Source organism: Pauljensenia hongkongensis (genome assembly GCF_001746855.1).
GTDB classification, from domain to species: Bacteria; Actinomycetota; Actinomycetes; order Actinomycetales; family Actinomycetaceae; genus Pauljensenia; species Pauljensenia hongkongensis.
Genome location: NZ_CP017298.1, coordinates 1299687 through 1322751, shown reverse-complemented (window position 1 = coordinate 1322751; position 23065 = coordinate 1299687). Strand labels below are relative to the sequence as shown.

General features: G+C 71.5%; 15 protein-coding genes and 1 tRNA gene. 10 read left to right on the top strand and 6 right to left on the bottom strand.

Going from position 1 to position 23065, the window contains the following annotated elements:
• Positions 1–173: 173 nt before the first annotated feature.
• Together msrB and BH719_RS05480 are read left to right on the top strand one after the other, a co-directional pair.
• Positions 174–620: a peptide-methionine (R)-S-oxide reductase MsrB gene (gene msrB / locus BH719_RS05485; RefSeq protein WP_009743781.1), complete on the top strand. Its 447-nt coding sequence runs from the start codon at positions 174–176 to the stop codon at positions 618–620.
• Positions 621–1487 (top strand): EamA family transporter, encoded by an 867-nt coding sequence (locus BH719_RS05480; protein WP_009743780.1) that lies wholly within the window; start codon positions 621–623, stop codon positions 1485–1487.
• A 101-nt stretch (positions 1488–1588) separates the two neighbouring features.
• Here the strand turns inward: BH719_RS05480 and BH719_RS05475 are convergent, their stop codons facing one another.
• The 3 genes from BH719_RS05475 to BH719_RS05465 all read right to left on the bottom strand — a co-directional run bounded on the left by BH719_RS05475 (position 1589) and on the right by BH719_RS05465 (position 5159).
• Entirely contained in the window at positions 1589–2833 is a 1245-nt protein-coding gene (locus BH719_RS05475; protein ID WP_009743779.1) for a multidrug effflux MFS transporter, read from the bottom strand.
• Between the two features lie 7 nt (positions 2834–2840).
• Positions 2841–5006, bottom strand: coding sequence for a PfkB family carbohydrate kinase (locus tag BH719_RS05470; protein ID WP_034255657.1), 2166 nt, complete (start codon positions 5004–5006; stop codon positions 2841–2843).
• An 81-nt stretch (positions 5007–5087) separates the two neighbouring features.
• Positions 5088–5159, bottom strand: a tRNA-Lys gene (locus BH719_RS05465).
• Between the two features lie 32 nt (positions 5160–5191).
• Between BH719_RS05465 and BH719_RS05460 the strand changes: the two genes are divergently transcribed.
• Together BH719_RS05460 and BH719_RS05455 are read left to right on the top strand one after the other, a co-directional pair.
• Positions 5192–5815 (top strand): hypothetical protein, encoded by a 624-nt coding sequence (locus BH719_RS05460; protein ID WP_034219592.1) that lies wholly within the window; start codon positions 5192–5194, stop codon positions 5813–5815.
• Positions 5816–6478: 663 nt separating this feature from the next.
• Entirely contained in the window at positions 6479–8005 is a 1527-nt protein-coding gene (locus BH719_RS05455; RefSeq protein WP_245683262.1) for an NUDIX hydrolase, read from the top strand.
• Positions 8006–8174: 169 nt separating this feature from the next.
• Here the strand turns inward: BH719_RS05455 and BH719_RS05450 are convergent, their stop codons facing one another.
• The 3 genes from BH719_RS05450 to BH719_RS05440 are packed head-to-tail and all read right to left on the bottom strand — an operon-like array spanning position 8175 to position 10354.
• On the bottom strand, positions 8175–8654 hold the full coding sequence (locus BH719_RS05450; RefSeq protein ID WP_009743775.1) for a septum formation family protein: 480 nt from the start codon (positions 8652–8654) through the stop codon (positions 8175–8177).
• Between the two features lie 2 nt (positions 8655–8656).
• Positions 8657–9718 (bottom strand): inorganic phosphate transporter, encoded by a 1062-nt coding sequence (locus BH719_RS05445; RefSeq protein ID WP_009743774.1) that lies wholly within the window; start codon positions 9716–9718, stop codon positions 8657–8659.
• A 3-nt stretch (positions 9719–9721) separates the two neighbouring features.
• On the bottom strand, positions 9722–10354 hold the full coding sequence (locus BH719_RS05440; protein WP_009743773.1) for a DUF47 domain-containing protein: 633 nt from the start codon (positions 10352–10354) through the stop codon (positions 9722–9724).
• A 270-nt stretch (positions 10355–10624) separates the two neighbouring features.
• On the opposite strand from BH719_RS05440, the gene BH719_RS05435 reads away from it, so the two are divergent.
• From BH719_RS05435 to BH719_RS05410, 6 genes are all read left to right on the top strand, one after another.
• Positions 10625–12460 (top strand): phosphoenolpyruvate carboxykinase (GTP), encoded by a 1836-nt coding sequence (locus BH719_RS05435; RefSeq protein ID WP_009743772.1) that lies wholly within the window; start codon positions 10625–10627, stop codon positions 12458–12460.
• Positions 12461–12664: 204 nt separating this feature from the next.
• The gene (locus BH719_RS05430) at positions 12665–16045 is read left to right on the top strand and encodes a DUF5979 domain-containing protein (RefSeq protein ID WP_034255280.1); all 3381 of its coding nucleotides are present in this window, start codon (positions 12665–12667) and stop codon (positions 16043–16045) included.
• Positions 16046–16203: 158 nt separating this feature from the next.
• Complete coding sequence (locus tag BH719_RS05425; RefSeq protein ID WP_009743770.1) at positions 16204–17193, top strand: AAA family ATPase; 990 nt, start codon at positions 16204–16206, stop codon at positions 17191–17193.
• A 40-nt stretch (positions 17194–17233) separates the two neighbouring features.
• The gene (locus BH719_RS05420) at positions 17234–18127 is read left to right on the top strand and encodes a DUF58 domain-containing protein (protein WP_009743769.1); all 894 of its coding nucleotides are present in this window, start codon (positions 17234–17236) and stop codon (positions 18125–18127) included.
• 265 nt (positions 18128–18392) lie between these two features.
• Entirely contained in the window at positions 18393–20012 is a 1620-nt protein-coding gene (locus tag BH719_RS05415) for a SpaH/EbpB family LPXTG-anchored major pilin (RefSeq protein ID WP_009743768.1), read from the top strand.
• Positions 20013–20168: 156 nt separating this feature from the next.
• Positions 20169–23054, top strand: a complete 2886-nt coding sequence (locus BH719_RS05410; RefSeq protein WP_009743767.1) for a CshA/CshB family fibrillar adhesin-related protein — start codon at positions 20169–20171, stop codon at positions 23052–23054.
• Positions 23055–23065: the final 11 nt, after the last annotated feature.

Sequence of the window (23065 nt, the reverse complement as noted above, 5' to 3'; positions counted from 1 at the left end):
AGTCGGCGCCCGCCGCCCCCGCGCGGCCTGCGGCAGAACCCGTCGAGCGGGGCGAGCGCTTCTACTCGGGCTCGCCCGAGGCCGACGAGCGCAACGCGGCCATGGCCGGACGCGGGTACGACGACAAGAAGGGCAAGCGGCGGCGCTGAGCCGCACAGCCCGGGCGGCGCGCCATGGGAGGCGGGAAGGGCCACAATAGGGGCATGAGCGATTTCCCCAGCCTCGACGAGGCCTCCGCCCTCACAGACGCCCAGTGGCGCTCCCGGCTCACCCCCATGCAGTACCACGTGCTGCGCGAGGGCGGCACCGAGCGGCCCTTCACGGGGGAGCTGCTCGACGAGCACCGCCAGGGCGCCTACCACTGCGCCGCCTGCGGGCAGCGGCTCTTCGACGCGGACGCCAAGTTCGAGTCGGCGTGCGGCTGGCCCAGTTTCTACGAGGCCGACGAGGGGGCGACCAGGGACCTGGTCGACACCAGCCACGGCATGGTCCGCACGGAGGTGCGCTGCTCGCGCTGCGGCTCGCACCTGGGCCACGTCTTCCCCGACGCCCCGGACCAGCCCACGGGGATGCGCTACTGCATGAACTCCGCGGCGCTGGTCTTCACCCCGGCCCAGTAGATGGCTCTCGCCGACCGGCTGCCGCCGCAGCTCTTCATCGTCGGCTCCGGGCTCATCCAGTACGTCGGCGCGGCGGTGGCGGTCGTCGCCTTCGCGGCGGTCGAGCCCGCCTCGGTCGCATGGTGGCGGGCCGCCACGGGCGCGCTCGTCCTGTGCGCGTGGAGGCGCCCGTGGCGCGACGGGCTCAGCCGCCGCGACCTGGCGGCGTCCACGCTCTTCGGGGTGGTCCTGGTGGCGATGAACTCCTCGTTCTACGAGGCAATCGCCCGTCTGCCCCTGGGCACCGCCGTCTCCATCGAGTTCGTCGGTCCAGTGGCGGTCGCCGTCCTGCGCGGGCGGGGGTGGGCGCCGCGCGTCGCGGCCCTCCTGGCCCTGGCGGGGGTCGCGTGCATCGGGGGCCTGGGACTCGACCTGTCGCAGGGGCGGGTGCGCGCCGGCCTGGCGTGGATCCTGGCCGCCGCCCTCGCCTGGGCGCTGTACATCGTCCTGGGGCAGCGGGTCGCCTCCACACGCTCGGGTGTGACGAACCTGGCGCTCGGGTGCTTCTTCGGGGCGGTGCTCTTCGCGCCCGTTCTGGGACCGGGCGCGTTGGTGGCGCTCACGGACTCCGGCTTGCTCGCCGCAGTGGTCGGTGTGGGACTGCTCTCAACGGTCGTCCCCTACTCGCTGGAGGCCCTGGCGCTCACGCGCCTGCCCGCGGCCACTTTCGCGCTCTTCACGGCGCTTCTGCCCGCCTCGAGCGCAGTGGTCGGCGCTCTCATGCTCCGCCAGATCCCCGCTCCTGCGGAGCTCGCCGGGCTGGTCCTGGTGTCAGTGGCCGTGTGGATCGCCTCGGGCAAGCACCACTCGGCGCGGCGGGGGGAGTGACGCCCGCTGCGGGCGCGGGCCCGCAGCGTTCCCGTTCCCCGCGGGCCGCCCCTCGTCCCTTCTGGCGTCCGTTCCTTCTTGGCGCCGCGCACGGCGTGCGCCTACTGCGCGGCCCCGTCGGTGCGCGCGCCGCGCCCGCCCCGGGCGACCACCCAGAACGCCAGCCACGCGCCGACGGAGCCCACGACCATGACCACGATCATCGGGGTCGCCGACGAGCCGCCGGAGGTCGCCAGCGGCGCGGAAACCGCGTTCGCCAGCGACTGGGCGACGCCGAGGACCGACGAGGCGGTTCCCGCCAGCTCGCGCGACTGCCCGAGCGCCAGCGAGGCCGCGTTGCCGAAGATGAAGGCGTTCGCGCTCATGATGAGCATGAACCCGGCGCACGTGGGGACCAGCGCGAGGCCCAGTGCAGTGGCCGACACCACCAGGGTCACGACCCCCAGGGCCGCCAGCGCCAGGCCCACGGCGATGAGGGCGCGGGGTTCAAAGCGCGCGATGAGGCGCACGTTCACCAGTGCCAGCAGCGTGGGCACCAGGGCGTTGAAGGCGAAGACCAGGGAGTACTGGAAGGGGGAGAGCCCCAGGGACTCCTGCAGCACGTAGGTGGCGTTCGAGATGTACCCGAACATGCAGAAGCTCGACAACGCGTTCGTGAGCATGAAGCCGACGAAGGGCCGGATCCGGACCACTTGGGCGAGGCCGCGGAAGAAACGGGGCACTCCGCCGTCCTGGCGCTCCCCGGGCGGCAGCGACTCGGGCACGAAGCACCACGCGAGGACCGTCATCAGCAGGGTGAAGGCCGCGAGCGCCCAGAACACGGTCCTCCAGGGGGCGCGGGTGACGATGAAGCCGCCGAGCACGGGGGCGACCATCGGCGCGAAGCCGACGACGGCCTGCAGCAGCGACATGGCCCGCGCCAGCATTCTCCCGTGCGCGACATCGACCAGGACGGCGCGCCCCACGGACGAGGCGACGCCGCCCCCGAAGCCCTGGAGGACCCGCCCGGCGATGAGGACGCCCGCGTTCGGCGTGAAGACGCACACGAGGGATCCCACCAGGGCCGCCAGGCAGCCGACGACGACGGGTCCGCGCCTGCCCAGCTGGTCCGAGACGGCACCGCCCAGCACCTGGCCCGCGGCGTAGCCGATGAAGAACGCCGTGAGCGTCAGCCCGACCATGGTCGAGGTGGTGGACAGGGAGGCCGTGATCTGCGGGAAGGCGGCGGAGTACATGTCGGTCGCCATCGGGGGCACGGCGTTGAGCGCCGCCAGTGTGAGCAGGAGGGCGGGGGTGAGGGGGCCCCCGATCAGGGAGGCGCGGGGGGCGTCCGCGTTGCGTGGCATGCGTGTCCTAATGATGGGCGAGGGCGCGGGAGGCGGCCTCGATCTCGGTGCGGGACGGGCAGGTGGCCGGGCCCACCCGGGTCGCGGCGAGGGCGCCCGCGCAGTTCGCCAACCGCAGGGCTTCGAGGATGTCCGCGCCCTGCGCCAGGGAGGCGGCCAGCACCCCGGAGTGCGCGTCCCCGGCGCCGTTCGTGTCGACTGCCGTGATCTGCGGGGTGGGGATGCGGACCGCTGATGGGGGGCGCCGCCTCCGGGGCCGGTCGTCCGTGGATGCGGGGGGCTCGACCGCCCAGCGGGGGTCGGCGGGCTCACCCGGGGCGTACCACGCCCCGTGGGCGCCGCAGCGCACGACGACGGGGGAGCCCAGGGCGTCGGCGAGCGCGGCCGCGAGTCGCGCGGCGTCCCCGGGGGCCGCTCCGGCCGGTGGCGCCGCCTCCCCCTGGGGAGCGCCTCCGTGCGGGGGCGCGGCGGACGCCCGCGCGAGGCGGCCCGCGAGGATCCCCGCCTCGCGCTCGTTCATGGACCACAGGGGGGCCAGGGCCCGCAGGGCGAGCAGGTCGTCGAGGTCGACGTCGCCGACGACGGGGGACACGTCGACGATCGCGCGGAGCCCGGCGGGCAGGGGCGCCAAGAGGAACTCCCGCAGCGCGGCGGTGTTGGCCGGGTGGGCCAGCGCGTAGCCGTCCACGTGCACCACGTCGCCGCTGCGCAAGCGGGCCGCGTGGGCGGACCACGACCCGCGCGGCAGGCGGGCCTCCGCGCCCCTGGTCGAGACGAAGGTGCGCTCGCCGTCGGCGTCCGTGATGGCCACGCAGTACCCCGAGTCCGTTCCCGCGATGCGCGGTCCCTCGCAGGCGGCGCCGATGCGCTCCAGCGCAGCGGTGATGATCGAGGCGAATCCGCCGTCCCCGACGCCGGAGAGGCTCACTGCCTGCGCTCCCATCCGGCGGGCAGCGGCCAGCACGTTGAAGCCCCCGCCCGCGTGCATGCCCGCGTCCTCTGCGAACACGTCGCCGCCGGGAGCGGGCACGCGCGGCGCCAGCAGTGCGAGGTCGACGACCACCTGCCCGAGCAGGACGACCCTGCCCTCCAGCGGTGCCGCGACCGGCTCCCCGTGGGCGGGCGGTCGTGAGCCGTGGGCGCGCAGGCGGAGCAGACCGTCGGCGGTCTCGCGCAGCCGCAGCCCGGAGACTCCCTCCACCCGTTCCATCTCCTGGGCGGGCCAGCACCGGGCTCCCAGGGCGGCGCCGAGCACGGCGCCGGCGATAGCGCCGATCGTGTCGGTGTCACCGCCGAGGTTGGCGGCGACGCACAGGCCCCGCCACGGATCGGCGGCGTAGCGCCACGCGATGGCGAACGCTGCGGGGATGGACTGGGCGGCCTCCACGGAGGCGCCGACGTGTGCCCGCAGCGCCCCGGCGAACGCCCGGTCGTCGTCGGCCGTACCGGGGGCGCGGTCGCGGGAGCGCGCGAACCGCAGCGCGTAGCGGGTCCGCTCGCACACGTCCGGCTGGGGCGTCCACGCCCCCCGGCGCCCGAGTCCCTCCACGAGGGCCAGGGCGCGTTCCAAGGAGGCGCGGGCGGAGTCCGAAGGGCTGCCCACCCCTGCTCCGTCGATGCCGAGGGAGACCGCTGCCGCCACGAGCGCGGCGGCGTGGAAGCCCTGTTCGGTGGCGTGGGTGACGCGGCACGACTCCCACACGGTGTCGGTGAAACGCGGATCCCGGGTGGAGGAGGCGATCCCGACGGGCGCGACTCGCATCGCTGAGCCGTTGGTGGTGCCCGCGCCGCCCACGTGGAGGGGGTCCTCCCCGGCCCGCACGCGTTCCAGGGCGGCCTTCGTCGATGGGCCCAGCAGGTCGAGGGAACCGCGGGCCGCCATCGAGTCCTCCCAGTCCAGCAGGGCGCGGGAGAAGGCGTGGGGGTCGATGCCGCCCCCGCCCGACACCAGCAGGTCGGCGACGAGCAGCGCCTGCTCCGTGTCGTCCGTGACGCTGCCGGCGGGCATGCCGGGCGCGTAGGGCTGCGAGGCGTCGGCTGGCACCAGGGCGTCCACCCACCCGTAGGTCCGCGTGATCTGGTCGGCGGTCATCGCCTGGGTCGGCATGCCAAGGGCGTCCCCCAGCGCGAGTCCCGCCAGGGCGCCGTGGGCCCTGTCCGCTTCGTCGGACATGACGACCTCCATCCGTCGGCAGCGCGTTCGTACTGGCGCGGTGCGGCAACCGCCCCAGCCGACGGGGCTGGGGCGGGCGAGTAGGCCCAGGGGGACTCGAACCCCCAACCTACGGATTAAAAGTCCGCTGCTCTACCATTGAGCTATAGGCCCGTCGCACACCATTGTAAGAGGATGATGCCAAAATGGCCGAACCGACCAAACCGAGGCGTCCCGCGATGCTCTCCGCCTCCCGAGCCGAGGCGATCATCGGGGACGAGGACCCCGCCGAGTCCGCCGCCGTCGCGCACACCGCGGCGTGGGCGCTCATGGGCGTGGGCGACGACGAGTTCGACGACGAGGCGGTGGCCCGTCTGCGCGCCCACGTGCGCGGGCACGGGGCCGACGCCATCGCGCACGTGTGGGCGCGCAGCCCCGCGTTCACGCTTCCTGGCGCGCTGTGGCGCGCCTACCTGTTGAGCGAGTGGTACCACCGGGATCCGGGGGCGGTCGCGCGGCGTTACGAGGCGGGGGCCGCTTCGCCCCGCATCGATGGACTCGAGGCCCCCGTGGATGTGAGACCCCTCCCATTCGTGATCGAGGAGGTCGATTCCCTGTTGCGGGGGGACCTCACCGATGACGACTTGGACTTCGTCTTCGCCCAGGCCGCCCGGGCCTGCCGCGTCCTGGCGGCCGCCGACGCCACGTGGATCGACGACCCCGACGACCCGTTGGCCCACGCCGTCACGACGCGGAGCCGGGCGCTGGTCCGCACCGCCGACGAGCTCGACGCGGCGGCCCGCGAGGCCGCCTCCGGCGCACTCGACTAGGGCGTGCCCGCGGAAGGGCCCGGTCCGCACCGCGGACGGGCTCGACTAGGGCGCGCCACCTCGGAGGACGAGGCGCTGCGGATGTCCCGCGAGGCCGCCTCCGGCGCGCCCCCGGAAGGGCTGGGGGGTGAACGCGCGCGGTGCGCCGACGCGCGTTGTCGACACCGTGAGGGGGTCGTTGACACCGCGAGGGGGTTGTCGGCATCGCGAGGGGGTTGTCGGCATCGCGAGGGAGTCGTTGACACCGCGAGGGGGATATAACGCGCGCTGGTGCGAACAACGCGCGTCGGCGCAGCCTTCCCCTTCGGGGCCTGCGGGCCGCGGCGCGTGGCCCGTCACCGCCCGTCCTTCTCGGTGTCGCACACAAGGGCCGGAATCAGGCAACACGGCATCGCACACAAGGGTCGGAATTAGGCAACATGGCATCGCACACAAGGGCGGAATCAAGCCCTTGTGTGCGGCGGGTGTTTCGTAAATCGGGGTCCTTGTGTGCGCAACCCGGGGACTGCAACCCAGGGGCATAGTGGCGCAACCCCGGGACTGGGGCTCGCGCAGCGCACAGGGCGCGGGCGCAACGCACGGGGCGCGCGGCGCATGGGGCGGGGGTGCGAAACCCCGGCCACCGGTCCGGCGGTGCCCGACGCGGGCCGCTACCCTTGAGAGGTGACTCCCACCCCTTCCCCCAGGCCCCAGAAGCTTGTGCGCTCCGCGGGGGCGCTCGTCTGGCGCTTCGCGGACCCCGGACGGGTGGACGTCGTCGGCGAGGCGGTCGATCCGGCTGACATCGAGGTCCTCATGGTCCATCGGCCACGGTATCGGGACTGGTCGTGGCCCAAGGGCAAGGCAGAGCCGGGGGAGCCCATCGTCGTCGCCGCCGTGCGCGAGGTGGAGGAGGAGACGGGGATCGCCGTCATCCTGGGCGTCCCACTGGCCACACAGAGGTACCGCCTCGGCTCGGGGCACACCAAGGAAGTCCACTACTGGGTCGGCGCGCCAGTGCCCGCTGGATCCGTCGCCGAGAGGCTGCGCGCGCCGGTGGTTCCCGCTCCGCGCGGCGAGATCGACCAGATCCGGTGGGCCCGGCCCGACGCCGCCGAGGCGATGCTCACCCGCAGGGGCGATCGGCGCCTGCTGTCCGAGCTCGCCTCCCACGCCCGTGCGGGCACTCTGCTCACTACCGCGGTCGCGCTCGTCAGGCCCGGGGACGCCGCCGGCCCCGGCGCGCCAGGGCGGGGGGGCACGGCCCAGGGCACCGCAGCACTGGTGCGCGCGAATACGGACGAGGAGGCCCTCGTTCCCCCCGGCGCGTCCACCGCTGCCTCCGGGGCGGGCGCTGCTGCCCCCACTGCGGGCGCCGCTGCCCCCGGGGCTGCCCTTGTTCGTCCAGCTGCGGGCGGGGAGCCCGCCACGAGTGGCGAGGGGATGCTGAGCCGCCTCGGCGTGCGCCGCGCCTTCGACCTCGTCGAACTCATGAGCGCCTTCGGTGTCGACCGGGCCTACGCCGCCCGCGCCGACCACGCGCGCAGGACACTGGCGCCCTGGGCAGCGGCCGGGGGCGGGCAGGTGCTTGTCGCGGAGGGGGAGGCGCCCCGTGGGCCCACCACTGCAGCGGGGCCTTCCCACGGGGCGGCCGCGGGAGCGGAGGCCGCGCGGACGGAGGAGGAGCGGCACGGCCCCGCGGCAGTTGCCGCGGCCAGTGGCCTCGTCCCTCCGGGACGGCGCCGCGCGACCGGTCCTCCGGCACAACTGGCCGCAGCAGCGGACGACCCGCGGTCCCCGCAGTGCGCGGAGGGAGGGGACGCGGACCCGCAGGGCGCTTCTGCTTCCGGTTCCGTTCAACGGGACGCGGGCGCGTCCACCGGCTCCGGTTGGGCGGGCGCCCTCGTGCGCTCGCTGCTCGGACGGAGACGGGGGGCGTCGCTGGTGTGCGCCCCCGGCGAGGCGCTGGAGCGGGGCATCGGAGCCCTCCGCGGGGCGATGGCGCCGAACGCGCAGGGAACGCTCCCGCAGGGCCTCGACCGCGCCCAGGTCGTCGTCGCCCACGTTGCCCACCACGACGGCGGGCACGCCGTCATCGCCGTCGAGTGCCACGCCCTGCGCACGAAGCGCACTGCGGTTCCGGCGGAAGGGCCGGGGGAGGGGCGCCCTCGTGCCCACAACCGGTCGAAGCGCCCTGCGGGCCCCCGCTGAGAGGGGCCGGTGCGGAGCTGAGAGGGACCAGTGCGGGCCCTCGCTGAAAGGGGCCGGTGCGGGGCTGAGAGGGGCCGGTGCGGGCGGCTGACCGCTGGACGGAGCCGCGTTGGAGGGAGTCGTGGGGCCCGGCGCATTGCGCGCCGGGCCCCACGGCAAGCCCTCAGGCTCAGAAGCCGGAGTTCTTCACGGACTGGTTGAGTTTGCCGTTCTGCATGTCGGTGGCCATGCAGACGATCTCATGGTCGTTCTGCGGCCATGATTTGCTGGTGGGGACGAACCAGGTGGCGTTGAGCGAGCTCTCCTCAAAACTCTTGCCGACGTATGCTTCGAAGGCCGCGATGCAGACCTGTTCGGCTGTTGAGTTGAGAGAGTCCTCCCCCGGGTAGTTGGTGCCCTCGACCTCGTATAGGAAGAACACTTCGGCGTCATGCGGCTTGGAGCAGTCGACTGTCTCGACGGTGGAAACCTGGGTGCTCTCAGGATCCTGGATGCACTGGCCGATGCTCATGTGCATCACGGACGAGGTCGAGCAACCCGCCAGCGCCATGGCGCTGAGGGAGGCTGCGGCGGCGCATGCGGCGAGCGCGCGCAGGGGGGCTCTGAAGGAGCGGCGGTTGCCTTGAAGGTCGGGGGTGGTGATGGACATTGTCAGACTCCTACGATCCAGGCGGCGACCCAGTACAGGACTGCCGAGACTGCCGCGGCGGCGGGGAGGGTCAGGAACCATGCGACCACGATGTTCCCCGCCACGCCCCATCGGACCGCGGAGAACCTCCTCGTGCAGCCGACGCCCATGATAGCGGTGGAAACCACCTGGGTGGTAGAAATTGGGGCGTGGACGACATAGGAGCACAGGTACAGGATCGAGGAGGACACGGCTTCGGCGGTGAAGCCGCGCGCCGGATCCAGGTCGATGATCTTGCGGCCGATCGTGCGCATGATGCGCCCGCCCCCGGCCATCGTGCCCAGTGAGATCGCCAGGGCGCCGGAGATCTTGACCCACATGGGCACCGTCATGTCGCCCGTCACCGGGTCGTAGATCTGGTGGGTCTGGCCGTAGCCCCCGGCCACCAGCGCCATGATGATGATGCCCATCGTCTTCTGCGCGTCCTGGATGCCGTGGCCCAGGGCCATGGCCGCCGATGAGAAGCGCTGCGCGGCGCGGAAGCGGCGCATCGTGCGGTGGTACTGCGCGTTGCGCAGCAGCCGCAGGACGCAGTGCATGACGAAGTAGCCGACGACGAAGCCGATGATCGGGGAGGCGAACATCGGGATGATGACGTGGTCGAGGATGCCCTGCCAGTGGACCGCCGTGCTGCTCACGATGCCGGCGCCGACGAGGCCGCCGATGAGGGCGTGGGACGAGGAGGAGGGCAGGCCGAACCACCACGTGATCAGGTTCCAGACGCAGGCGCCCAGCAGCGCGGCGAGGATGATGACCAGGCCCTTGTGCTGCATCTCCGCCTGTGTCGATTCGGCGTAGCGGCTGATCGAGATGATGCCCTGGCCGACCGTCTTGGCGACGGCGGTGCCCATCATGGCGCCTATGACGTTCATGGCCGCCGCCATCAGCAGGGCGGCCCGCGGCGTCCAGGCGCGCGTGGACACCGAGGTCGCGATCGCGTTCGCGGCGTCGTGGAAGCCGTTGGTGTAGCTGAAGAACAGCGCGACGGCGATGACGACGCAGACGAGGATCAGGTTGAGATCCACGGCTCAGGATTCCTTCAGCGCGAGGGACTCGATGACGTTGGCCAGCTCCTCGAACGCGTCGGCGCAGGATTCGAGGCCCTGGACGATGTCCTTGAGCTTGATGATCGTGACCGCGTCCAGGCCGGAGTCGAAGAGGGCCGTCAGCGTGCGGCGGTAGGCCAGGTCGCCCTCGTTCTCGAGGCGGTTGATCTCGATCCAGTAGTCGCGCATGTCCACGGGCGACTTGAGCTTGGGCATGTTCTCGGCGGTGAGGTCCGCGCAGTTCTTGATGACGTCGATCTGCGCGTCCAGCAGGGAGTCCAAGGAGGAGGGGATGTCGGCGATCCCGTAGACGACCAGCAGGTCCCCGGCCTCGTCGATGAAGTCCAGGCAGTCGTCCAGGTGGGAGGCCAGGGACTGCAGGTCCTCGCGGTCGAAGGGGGTGATGAACGAGGAGTTGACGCGCTGGATGATCTCGTGGTTCAGTTCGTCGCCGCGGTGCTCGACGGCGTGGAGCTGGTCGCGCAGCGCGACCCTCTCCTCCGGGGAGGCGGCGTAGATCTGCGTGAGGAGCTCGACGCCTTCGACGAGGTGGTTGGCCTGCTGGCTGAAGTACTCAAAGAAGTCGGGGCCCTGGGGCTTGCTGCGGATTCCCACGTTGTTCCTCCGGTCTGTGTCTGGTGGCGGAGCGCGGTGTTGCGTCCGACACCAATCGTCCGCTAAGGCGGGACCGTTCTTCAACTTCAGGGGCGGGCGGGGGGCCGCAGGGCCGGGTGTTCTCCACCACACGAGGGGGCGGGATCCGTTAGAATCAGCTGTTGACCGGGACCAAGCGCCCGCATTTCGGCGCTCCTGGTCCGGCATGATTGACCCTGTACGACGAGGGCGCGAGAGGCGGCCTCGGAAACTGAATGCCCAGGAGGCAAAATGTCCGTGACTGAACAGGACGTGCGCGCGGCGGCCCCGTCCAACACTCCCGAAGACGTGCTCGAGTGGGTCGCGAAGATCGCCGAGCTGACGACCCCGGACGCAGTCGAGTTCACTGACGGCTCGCAGGAGGAGTGGGACCGCCTCACCGCGCAGATGGTGGAGAGCGGCGTGTTCACGAAGCTCAACGAGGAGAAGCGCCCCAACTCCTTCCTCGCCCGGTCCCTGCCCTCGGACGTCGCCCGTGTTGAGTCCCGCACCTTCATCTGCTGCGAGAAGGAGGAGGACGCCGGCCCGACCAACCACTGGGCGGATCCCACGGAGATGAAGGCCACCCTGAAGGAGAAGTTCACGGGCGCCATGAAGGGCCGCACGATGTACGTGATCCCCTTCTCCATGGGCCCCCTGGGCGGCCCGATCTCGCAGCTGGGCATCGAGATCACCGACTCCCCCTACGTCGTGTGCAACATGCGCATCATGACGCGGATGGGCACGGCGGCGATGGACCTGATCGCTGCGGGCAAGCCGTGGGTCCCCGCCGTCCACTCGGTCGGCATGCCCCTGGCCGAGGGCCAGGAGGACACCACGTGGCCCTGCAACGATGAGAAGTACATCACCCACTTCCCGGAGACCAACGAGATCTGGTCCTTCGGCTCGGGCTACGGCGGCAACGCCCTGCTGGGCAAGAAGTGCTTCGCGCTGCGCATCGCCTCGACCATGGCCCGCCGTGACGGCTGGATGGCCGAGCACATGCTGATCCTGCGCCTGACCCGCGAGTCCACCGGCCAGCAGTTCCACGTCACCGCCGCGTTCCCCAGCGCCTGCGGCAAGACCAACCTGGCCATGCTCCAGCCCACGATCCCCGGCTACAAGGTCGAGACCGTCGGCGACGACATCGCGTGGATGCGCCCCGGCCCCGACGGGACCCTGCGCGCCATCAACCCCGAGGCGGGCTTCTTCGGCGTCGCCCCCGGCACCTCCTACAAGACCAACCCCATGGCCATGGAGACCGGCAAGGCCAACTCCATCTTCACGAACGTCGCCCTGACCGACGACGGCGACGTGTGGTGGGAGGGCATCGACGGCGACGTCCCGGCGCACCTGATCGACTGGCACGGCAAGGACTGGACGCCCGAGTCCGGCGAGAAGGCCGCCCACCCGAACAGCCGCTTCACCGTCCCCGCCTCGCAGTGCCCGATCATCTGCCCCGACTGGGAGGCCCCCGAGGGCGTCGCGGTCGACGCCGTCCTCTTCGGCGGGCGCCGCGCCACCAACGTCCCGCTGGTCGCCGAGCAGTACGAGCCCGCCCACGGCGTGTTCATCGGCGCCTCCGTGGCCTCCGAGGTCACCGCGGCCGCGACCGATGTCAAGGCCGGCTCGCTGCGCCACGACCCCTTCGCGATGCTGCCCTTCTGCGGCTACAACATGGCCGACTACTGGGGCCACTGGATCGAGATGCAGAAGAAGGTCGGCGACAAGTTCCCGAAGGTCTACCAGGTCAACTGGTTCCGCAAGGACGAGGACGGCAACTTCATGTGGCCCGGCTACGGCGACAACGCCCGCGTCCTGGACTGGATCGTCCGCCGCGCCGCCGGCGAGGTCGAGGCCATCGACGGCGTGACCGGCCGCTACCCGAAGTTCGAGGACTTCAACCTGGACGGCCTGGACATCGACGAGGCCGTGTGGGCGAAGCTCTTCGCGATCGATCCCGACGCCTGGGCCGCCGAGATGGACGACACGGAGGAGTACTTCTCGCAGTTCGGCGATAAGCTCCCCGCCGCCATCACCGAGCAGCTGGCGAAGTTCCGCGAGCGCATCGCCGCGGCCAAGGCCTGAGCGCCAACGGAGTCCGCGCTTTCGCGCGGGCTCGGCGGGGCGGGGCCCGACCCTGAGGTCGGACCCCGCCCCGCTTTGTCTCGCGTCGCACATCGAGAGGCGGCGTGGCGCACTTCTCCGCGTTGTTCCGCCCTTGGCTCGTTCGGTAAACTTTCGTGTGATCGTCATTCTGGTCTGCGGTGACGCCTTCGTAAGGACATGCTCATGAGTACTCCGCAATCGGGCAGGGGCGCCAGGCGTTCGCGCCGGGGCGTACGCGCGGCCCTGTTCGCGGTGCTCGCCGTCGTCCTCACCGCACTGGTCCCCGTCGGCGGGGCCCCCGTGGCGCGCGCGGCGGACAACGACAGCATCCAGGTCGTCCTCAAGGCGCTGCGCAGGACGACGCCCGCCAACGCCGACCTGCCGGGCGGTCTCAGGGTCTCCGACACGGTGGCCCTCGACTTCGAGTGGTCCCTGCGGCCAGGGGCGGAGGCGTCTTTGAAGACGGGCGACTCCTTCACGGTGTCGCTGCCCGAGCCGTTGCGGTCGCGGGTGCCGGGGCACTCCTCCGAATTGAGGGTGCTCCACGGCGGCGAGTCGGTGGCCGTGGGCGTGTGCGTCGCCGCCCCTGACTCCTTCACCTGCGCGCTTAGCGACGTCCTGCCCTCGAAGATCAGGGAGGGGTGGCGGGGCGTCGGCGGCACCGCGAGCTTCCAGATGTCCGCGGCGGCCGCCACGCAGGACGCCTCCCTGGTCTTCGGGGTGAGCGGCTACCCGAACGGGCAGGCCCTGGGGCTGCCCGGCGGTGGCGGCATCGCCGCGCTGCAGCGTGGGCCCTACAGCCCCGAACCGCTCGCCGTGGGGATGACGGGCATGAGCGAGTATTCGAAGAACACGCACTACCACTTGGGTTTCGACACCGACAGGATCTCCGAGTACTACGCGGCGGCGGGCGCCTCGATGGCGTTCGACGGCGCTGCGGAGCGGACGATCACCCTGGTCGATGCCCTCGGCCCCGGGCAGCGCTTCAGCGACCCGGGCGAGTGGGTGCTGCGCTTGAAGTACTCGAAGGGCTCCTACCCGCAGGTGGCGGACACTGTCCTGGCCAAGGGCGACGGCCGGGCGGCGGCCAGCGCCGAGGGCGGGTTCGCCGTCAAGGCGGTCCTGGGCGAGGCGGGCGCCGACGGGCAGGAGGCGCGGATCGAGCTCACCGGGCCGTGGGACCCGTCGACGAAGTACGAACTGGAGTACTGGGGGAGCCCGGTCGGCTCCGACTACCTCGAGCCCGGGCTCACGTACTCGAACAGGGTCAAGCTGGTGGACGACGCCAACGGGGACGGAGTGGAGGAGGTCCTGGTCGAGAAGCAGGTGGAGCGCTCCTTCGTGCCCTCCTTCTCCTCGACGGTGAAGACCGCGCCCGCCTACGGCTCCTTCCAGGTCCAGAAGTCCGTGGCCGGCCCCGGTTCGGCCCTGGTCCCCAAGGACCAGGAGTACACCATCAAAGTGGACTACGAGCTGCCCCTGGACGCGAGCGCCTACCACCCCGACGAGCAGGCGTACCCGGGGGGCTGGGCGGCCTACGCCCCCGGCGCGCTCAACCCCGACGGGCGCAGCGGGACCGCGACCATGTCGGTCACCCAGGGCGCCGCCGCCGTGTTCACCGGGAAGGAGCCGTCGATCACCTTCCCGAAGGGGACCAGGGTGACGCTCAGCGAGGTCGGCACCGACTCCCAGGCGCCGACGGGCTACCGCTGGTCGGCTCCCCGTTTCGAGGTGGGGGGCGCGGCGACGAACACCATCGAGATCGGCGACGGCACCCTTCCGGTGGTCCAGGTGACGAACCGCCTGGAGCCGACGTGGGGCACCTTCACGGTCTCGAAGACCCTGGCGGAGGGCAGCTCGGCGGGTGCGGAGCGCGCGTACACCTTCGCGTACTCGTGCGACGACCCGGCGGCCTCCTCGGGGACGATCACGGGCGTCAGGCCGGACGGGGCCCCGGTGGCCTCGGGCGCCCTGGTGCGCGCGGGCTCCTCGTGCACGGTGAGGGAGGACGCCGCGGAGGCCGCGATCGACGGCCACACGCTGGCCCCGCCGGCTGAGCGCACCATCACGATCAGCGGGGCGGGCCAGGCCAGCGCGAACGCGTCCTTCGAGAACGCCTACGCCCCCGACACGGGCTCCTTCCGCGTCAAGAGGGCCATCACCGGCGACCGCCCTGCTGGGGCCGGGCCCTCCACCGTGGCCTACTCGTGCACGAACGGCGTGGCGGGGGAGCTGGAGCTGGCCGGGGACGGGGACGAGGCCCGCGGCCCTGCCCTGCCCTCGGGCGCCTCGTGCACCATCGAGCGGGCGCCGCGGACCGTGGACGGCTACGCGGTCGCGACCTCCTACTCGGCGACGCGCACCACGATCACGAAGGGGTCGGACGAGCTGCTCACCGTGACCGACGACTACCGCGCCCTCAAGGGGGCCTTCACCATCGCGAAGAGCGTGGACGGCGACGGAGCGGCGCTGGTGGGGGACCAGGAGTTCTCCTTCGAGTACACGTGCGCGCCGACGGGCGGGGATCCCCTCACCCGTACGGTGTCGGTGAAGGCCGGCCAGAGCATCCAGGTCGAGGACGTGCCCGCGGGGACGTGCACGGTCAAGGAGGCGGCGGTGGACGTGCCGAACGCCTCGTCGGCCCGGTCCTTGACGGTGAACGGCTCGGCGGAGGCGGTCGCCGACGGGGCCGCGACTGTGCGCGTCGCCGACGGCGCGAGCGCCGTGGTCGCGTCGACCAGCACCTACACCCTGGACGCCGGGTCGTTCTCGGTGACGGGGAGGGCCGCGGGCGGCGCCCTGGAATCAGCGCCGGGGGCCTTCGCCTTCGACTACGCGTGCGCGGACGCCTCCGGGCGGAGCGTGGGCGCGGGGACGCTGCGCGTGGGCGCGGGCGAGACGAGGACCGCCGGCCCCTTCCCCGTCGGCTCCTCCTGCGGGATCGCCCAGGAGGACGCGCGCGTGGGCGGGGCGGGCCTGGCCACGTCGTGGACGGTCGACGGCGCAGCGGCGCAGGGCCAGCGGGTGGTCGTCGGAATCGGCGCCAAGGGCTCGACCGCCGCGGTCGAGGCGGTGAACACGTACACGCGCGAGACGGCCAGGTTCGCGGTCGTGAAGAACGTCGAGGCGAACGGCGCCCCCGTCCCGCAGTCCTTCACCTTCACCTATGTGTGCGGCGCGGGCGGCGAGTCGAGGGTCCTCACCGTTCCCGGCGACGGCACCCCCGTCGAGTCGGAGGAGCTGCCCGTGGGCACGCAGTGCGCCCTCGCCGAGCAGACGGACGCCGCCTGGGTGCCCGGCCACTCCCTGTCCGCGCAGATCGCTGACGGCGGGGTGGTGGAGGTCGGCCCCCAGGGCTCGGTGGCGCGGGTCGTCGCGACCAACACCTACACGCCCATCGAAGCGGAGCAGGGGGATCCGGGGCCCGACGCGGGCCCGTCGGGGGGCGCGGGCCTGGCGCTCACGGGTTCGAGCGCCCCGGTGCTCCTGGGCGGCAGCCTCGCGCTGGCGGTCCTGGGCGGATCGATCCTGGTGCTGCGCCGCCGCGGGGCGGCCTCCGACTGACCGGCGCCGCCAGATGGGCCCCGACCGCTGCCGCGCCCCGGATCCGGCGCGCCCCGGCTCCGCCGGACGGTGGGACCGGCCACACGGCCCCCAAAACGCGCCCCGCGCATTAAACTAACCACAGCAACACTTTTCACCCGTGCCCACTAGGAGACTTCGTGGCCGCTTACCTGACCGACGCGGAACTCGCGCAGGCCAAAGACCTTCTGAACCGCATCGCCGTGATCTACCAGGCGAAAGTCGTCGGGCAGGAGGATCTGCGCAGAGCGCTCACGGCGTGCTTGCTGGCGGACGGGCACGTCCTGGTCGAGTCGGTCCCCGGCCTGGCCAAGACCACCGCCGCGCAGACCCTGGCCTCGGCCGTCTCCGGCTCGTTCCACCGCATCCAGTGCACGCCGGACCTGATGCCCAACGACATCGTGGGCTCGCAGATCTGGAACCAGGCCTCGGGCGAGATGGTCACCCAGCTGGGTCCGGTCCACGCGAACCTGGTCCTGCTGGACGAGATCAACCGCTCGAGCGCGAAGACGCAGTCGGCGATGCTGGAGGCGATGCAGGAGGGGCAGACCACGATCGGCGGCGTCAACCACCGCCTGCCCAGGCCGTTCATGGTGATGGCGACCCAGAACCCCATCGAGGAGGAGGGCACCTACGTGCTCCCCGAGGCCCAGATGGACCGCTTCCTGCTCAAGGAGGTCATCACCTACCCGACGCCGGTCGATGAGCTCGAGGTCCTGGAGCGCATCGACTCGGGCGCGATGAGCGCCCCGGTCGCCGCCAGCCCGATCTCCGTGGAGGACGTCCTGGTGCTGCAGGACCTGTCGCGCCGCGTCTACGTGCACAACACCCTCAAGGCGTACATCGTCGACATCATCAACACCACCAGGGGCGCGGGCCCGAACCCGCTGCCCGGGTGGGCCAAGCACGTGCGCGTGGGCGCCTCGCCGCGAGGCGGCATCGCGCTCATGCAGATCTCCCAGGCCCTGGCGCTCATGGACGGGCGCAACTACGTGGTCCCGGACGACATCAAGAAACTGCGCTACGCGATCCTGCGCCACCGCATCATCCGCACCTTCGACGCGCTGGCCGACAACGTCTCGGTCGAGGGCCTGATAGACGCGGTGTTCAACGCGGTGCCGGTTCCGTGACGGCCGCGGTTCTTTCCCGACGGGGCGGAGGGGGACGGACATGCCAGTGAGGTCGCGTGAGATCCACGCATTGTCGACGCGCATCCAGCTGCCCGTCATGCGCAAGCTCCTGTCCGTCATGGACGGGCAGCACTCGGCGCTGAGGTGGGGGCGCGGCTGGGAGTTCATGGATCTGGCCCCCTACCAGCCCGGCGACGACGTGCGCGAGATCGACTGGGCGGCCACTGCCCGCACGGGGACCCCGACGATCAAGCGGCACGAGGCGACGGCGAACGTGCAGGTGATCCTGGTCGTCGACACGGGGCGCGAGATGGGCGCCCTGGCGCCGTCGGGGGAGCCGAAGGAGGACGTGGCGCTGACGGCGTGCGAGGCGATCGCCTGGTTGTCGGTGGCCAGGGGGGACCAGATCGGCCTGGTCGCCGGGGACTCGCGCAGGGTCCGCTTCATGCCCGCCCGCACGGGCAACGGGCACGCGGAGACGATCATGCGCCGCATCGCGGAGGACATCACCCTGGGGTCCCCGCGCTCCGACGTGCCGCGCCTGCTGCGGCGCGCGCTCACGACGACGAGGCGGCGCTCCCTCATCGTGATCGTCAGCGACGAGACGCAGCCGCTGCCGTCGAAGGAGGCGGACGACGTCATCAAGTCCTTGAGCGTGCGCCATCAGGTGATGCAGATCTCTGTGGCCGATGTGGATCCGGCGGAGCTCGACGCGGAGATGACGGTCATCGACGTCAATGAGGGCGTGCTGCCGGACTTCCTGCGCAGGGACGAGCAGCTGGCCAAGGAGGCCCGCAACGTCGCCGAGCAGCGTCGCGCGGCGGTCGCGCGGATGCTCGACGCCCGGGGCGTCACCCAGGTGAGGGTGGGGTCCTCGGAGGAAGTGCCCCGTGCGCTCATGCGCGCGTTGGAGCGGTCGAGCCACCGCAAGTGAGAGCGCTCCCGTGCAGCGGCGGCGCCCCGTTTTCGAGCGGGGCGCCGCCGTTTTCCTTGTCGGCGCCGCTGGTCAGTGTTCGGGCGCGGAGGGGGAGCGGGGGTGATGGGGGCCGCAGAGACTTCCCCGGTTTCCCGCGTGAAAGTAACGTCCGCGTCACATTTTCCGGTAAATATCGTATTGCCCTAAAGGTTCCTCTATACTCATTACCGAATCACCCAATCCCGTCACCACACAGAGTGCGGAAGTATTGAGAGGAAGACGAGTGAGCAGGAAACACGCGCCCCTCGGGCGGCGGATGATCGCCGCCGCCGGGGCCCTGAGCATCGGGGCGGCGGGCGTCATCGCGACCAGCGCCGCGGCCCTCGCCGCGGACCCGGCCTACGGCACCATCGATCAGAGCGCCATCGGCTCGATCATCGTCCACAAGCACCTGAAGAACGATTCGGGCACCATGGGCAAGGTCGACGGCACCGCCGACTCCGGCGGCGACGGCGTCGGGGGCGTCACCTTCAAGGCCTTCAAGCTCTCCGGGCTCGACCTGTCCAAGCCCACCGACTGGGACAAGCTGTCCGCCCTGGCCGGCAACGTCCCGGCCAACGCCTGCGCGGATCCGACGGCCCCGACGCTCGGCGCCGGCGCGCCCGCGGTCAATGCCACTGCCGCGGCCGAGGGCACGACCGATGGCGCGGGCGTGACCACGCTGGCGAACCTGCCGGTCGCCGCCTACCTGGTCTGCGAGACCGCGGCGCCCGCCGACATCGTCGAGAAGGCCAAGCCCTTCGTCGTGACGGTCCCCTTCCCGAACACCACGAACGACGGCGACGGCAAGTGGCTCTACGACGTGCACGCCTACCCGAAGAACCAGAAGATCGAGATCGACAAGACCATCGCCGATCAAAGCGTCAACGGCTTCGGCCTGGGCTCGGTCGTCGAGTTCCCCGTCTCCACGACCACGCCGAACCTGGACGCCGAGTCCCAGTTCACCTACTTCTACCTGCGCGACAAGCTGGACTCCCGCCTCACCGAGGGCAAGGTCACCAAGATCACCCTGGGCGACGACACCCTGGTCGAGAACACCGACTACGAGCAGACCAACACTGACAACCTGGTCGTCGTCTCCTTCAAGCGGGCCGGCCTGGCGAAGCTGAAGGCCAACCCCGGCAAGAAGCTCGTGGCGGTCTTCGCCGGCAAGGTGAGCGCCATCGGCGACGGCACCATCAAGAACAAGGCCGACCTGGTCCAGGACACGACCTACGGCGCCATCCCCCCGAACGAGCCGCCCTCGGTCCCCCCGTTCGAGCCCGACAACCCGCCGACCTCCCCCGAGGTCTCCACTGACTGGGGCAACGTCCAGCTCTTCAAGTACGACGGCGACACCGAGAACGCCACCAGGGTCGGCGTCCGTGGCGCGAAGTTCAACGTCTTCAACGCGGCCGACCCCTACGCCGCCGACTGCTCCACCGCGACCAAGACCGGCGACCCCATCCCGGTGAGCATCAACGGTGGCGCGCCCCAGACCGACTTCGTCTCCGACGTCAACGGCATTGTGAAGATCGACGGCCTCTACATCGGCGACTCCGTGGGCTCGGCCGGGGCCGGCTCGAAGGACGCCGCCAAGCGCTGCTACGTCGTCGAGGAGATCGAGGCCCCCGCCGGCTTCGTCCTGCCCCAGACGGCCACCACCCCCATCGAGGTCGTCAAGGGCGCCCAGGCCCTGGCCTCGTACAACGCCCAGATCCCCAACACCAAGCAGTCCGTGCCCCAGCTGCCCCTCACGGGCGCCAACGGCCAGCTGCTCATGACCATCGGCGGCGTCTCCCTGGCGCTCATCGCCGTTGGCTCCACCCTGGTCATCCGCTCGCGCAAGCGCGGCGAGGCCTGACACCCCCGGGGCCGCGGGGCAGCGCCCCGCGGCCCGGACCCCATGCGGGTCGGCACGGCCGGGAGACCGGTTCCACGGTCGTGCCGACCCGCGGTGCGTCCCCCCACAGTATTTGCTTAATAACGCTTTCTGTAAAACCTAGTCATTGGAGTTGAAGTGTCCCAACACGTCCGTCCACAGCCCCGCACCAGGCGGCTCGCGCGCTTCGTGGTCGCGTTCGTGGTCTGCGCGGCCATCGGCGCCACCCCTGTCCTGGCCAACACGGAGCAACCGGCGCAAGCGGCAGGCGAGGGGGTCCCCAGCAACTCGCTGCCCGCCACCTTCGCCACCGGCGGCTCCGGGCGCTTCAAGGAATCCATCCAGTGGCTCCAGTGGGCCGACTACGACAAGGACTTCAAGGGCAAAGAGAAGCCCAACGTCCCCGTCCTCGGCGTGGGGGAGGGCCCCAAGGACTTCGTCAACCACCGGGATCTCGGCGACGCGGGCTCCCTGGTGACCACCTGCACCCTGTCCAACCTCACCCACGACACCCCCGCGCCCGGCACTCCCAAGCAGCAGACCGAGGGCCCCCTGGTCGCCACCATCCCCGGCACGTGGGCCGGCGACGCCCTCGACAACCTCTACAACGTCGGAGGGCCCGGCTCGTGGAGCGACGGCTCGGAGGTGTGGCACCCCGGGCTGACGTACCCGGCGAACTACGTCAACAAGAACCAGATGGTCATCGGCCTGGCCAACGGCTACGCCTACAACGGCGGCAACGCCTGGGACGGCAAGCCCTGGAACCAGAGCACCGACCACCGCCCCACGGGCTACAACGCCCGCGTCAGCGTCGACTACACCTGCAAGGCCGAGATCTACGGCAAGGACGGCTCCATCACCAACGTGCCCGTCCAGGGCCTCGTCTTCGCCGACGCCGAGGCCTCCTCCAGGCGCTTCGGCATCAAGAGCTGGGCCACCAGCGAACGGCAGGACGAGTGGGTCCAGGCCACCGTGAAGACGACCGCCGGCAACAAGCCCCCGCGCTGGAGGGTGCTGGACACCATGCGCTCGCAGAAGTGCATCAGCAAGAACACTGGCAAGCAGGTCACCACCGACGGCATCCTCTCCAACGGCTCGCGCACCCTGCGCCTCATGCCCTCCGACGACGAGTGCGTCTACCAGTCGGGCGGCAGCTACAAGAACCCGAACGGCTACGGCGGGCCCGACGCCGTCATGTTCATGGAGGGCGCCACCTCCGCCACCATCACCATGCAGGGCGCGGGCTACTCCGCCGTCGCCCTGGGCCTGGTCGTCGCCACCGACTACGGCGACGCCCCCGCCTCCTACGGCGTCGCCTCCTCCCTCTTCCAGCCCTCGTGGCGCGGGGGCGAGGTCAGGGCGACCACCGACCTCTTCAAGGTCTCCCCGCAGGCCGAGATGTACATGGAGAAGGGCTCCCCCCGCCTCGGCGAGCGCATCGACGCGGAGCCCATGCAGTCGTTCAGCGCCGACGCCAAGGGCGACGACATCGTCGGAGAGCCCAACGACGAGGACGGCATCACCGTGCCCGCCGACGGCATCCGCACCCAGCCCGGCGCCACCCACACCCAGGCCGTCAAGTGCGAGGGCAACGGGAAGGTGGCCGGCTGGGTCGACTGGAACCGCAACGGCGTCTTCGACGACGCGGAGAAGTCCGACGAGGTCGCCTGCTCCGCCTCCGGCAGCGCCACCCTGTCGTGGACCGTGCCAGGTGACGTCGTGCGCTCCGTGGACGGCGAGGACGGCACCGGCGCGGAGACCTTCATGCGCCTGCGCATCACCGCCGACAACAACGGCGACGGCCAGAAGCCCACTGGCGGCACGGCCACCGGCGAGGTCGAGGACTACCGCATCGCCGTGCGCGTGCCCACCCTGCAGCTGGTCAAGCAGGTCGATGACAAGTACTCCTCGAACGAGGTGGGCGGCCTGGCGGCCGACCAGTGGGCGCTGACGGGCGGGGCCAACGGCTTCACCCTGAGCGGCAACGGCACCACGGGCGGTCCGACGGTGGTGCGCACCGGGAACAACGACATCGCGGAGACCACTGCGAACCCCGGCGGCGCCGGCTACGAGTCCGGGCAGTGGAGCTGCCAGGAGGCGCCGGGGACCCTGGGCGAGAACTACTCCTCGTCCGTGGCCGGGGCCACGGTCGACGGCAGGGCCCAGGTCCTGGTCCAGAACACCGACCGCGTCCTGTGCGCCATCACGAACACCGGCAAGCCCGGATCCCTGACCTGGCAGAAGGCCGACTCCGACGGGACCACGCCCCTGGCGGGCACCAGCTGGCGCCTGACCGGCCCGGACGTGCACGGCAACGCCACGGTGGAGGACTGCACCGCGGGCCCGTGCCCCACCGGCCCCTACAAGGACCAGGACCCCGTGCCCGGATCCTTCAAGGTCGACGGCCTCAAGTGGGGGACGTACACCATCCGCGAGGCCAGCGCCCCCGCCGGGTACGAGCTGAGCAACGCGCGGCTCACCTTCCCGACGATCACGCCCGCCGCCCTGGACGCCGCCCTGGACAAGGCCGTCGTCAACGATCGCAAGACCGGGTCCGTGACCTGGAAGAAGGTGGACGCCTCGGACGGCGCCTCCCCGCTGGCCGGCTCGGAGTGGACGATCAGCGGTGGCGCCCTGCAGGACTCGGTGGACATCGCCGACTGCCAGGCCGCCTCGGCCGCCCAGTGCCCCAAGTCCCCCGGCGCCACGTACTACGACGCGGACCCCGCAGCGGGATCCTTCACCGTGAAGGGCCTGCCGTGGAGCGGCACCGCCTACACCCTCACGGAGAAGAAGGCGCCCGCCGGGTACCGCCTGGACACGACGCCGCACGGCTTCACCATCGGCAAGGACGCGCTCGACCACGCCCTCGCGCCGATCAGCAACCAGAAGCAGACGGTTCCGGGCATTCCGCTCACCGGCGGATTCGGGGCTGACGCCTACCTGATCGGCGGCATCATCGCGGGCCTGGGCGCCGCCGGGGCAGGCGCGGCCATCAGGCGCCGCAAGAACCGGCAGTCCTGACGCGACTGGGG

Excerpts from the sequence above, each read along its gene's own strand:
- msrB (WP_009743781.1), top strand. The coding sequence starts at position 174 with ATGGGAGGCGGGAAGGGCCACAATAGGGGCATGAGCGATTTCCCCAGC.
- BH719_RS05480 (WP_009743780.1), top strand. The coding sequence starts at position 621 with ATGGCTCTCGCCGACCGGCTGCCGCCGCAGCTCTTCATCGTCGGCTCC.
- BH719_RS05475 (WP_009743779.1), bottom strand. The coding sequence starts at position 2,833 with ATGCCACGCAACGCGGACGCCCCCCGCGCCTCCCTGATCGGGGGCCCC.
- BH719_RS05470 (WP_034255657.1), bottom strand. The coding sequence starts at position 5,006 with ATGTCCGACGAAGCGGACAGGGCCCACGGCGCCCTGGCGGGACTCGCG.
- BH719_RS05460 (WP_034219592.1), top strand. The coding sequence starts at position 5,192 with ATGGCCGAACCGACCAAACCGAGGCGTCCCGCGATGCTCTCCGCCTCC.
- BH719_RS05450 (WP_009743775.1), bottom strand. The coding sequence starts at position 8,654 with ATGTCCATCACCACCCCCGACCTTCAAGGCAACCGCCGCTCCTTCAGA.
- BH719_RS05435 (WP_009743772.1), top strand. The coding sequence starts at position 10,625 with ATGTCCGTGACTGAACAGGACGTGCGCGCGGCGGCCCCGTCCAACACT.
- BH719_RS05430 (WP_034255280.1), top strand. The coding sequence starts at position 12,665 with ATGAGTACTCCGCAATCGGGCAGGGGCGCCAGGCGTTCGCGCCGGGGC.
- BH719_RS05420 (WP_009743769.1), top strand. The coding sequence starts at position 17,234 with ATGCCAGTGAGGTCGCGTGAGATCCACGCATTGTCGACGCGCATCCAG.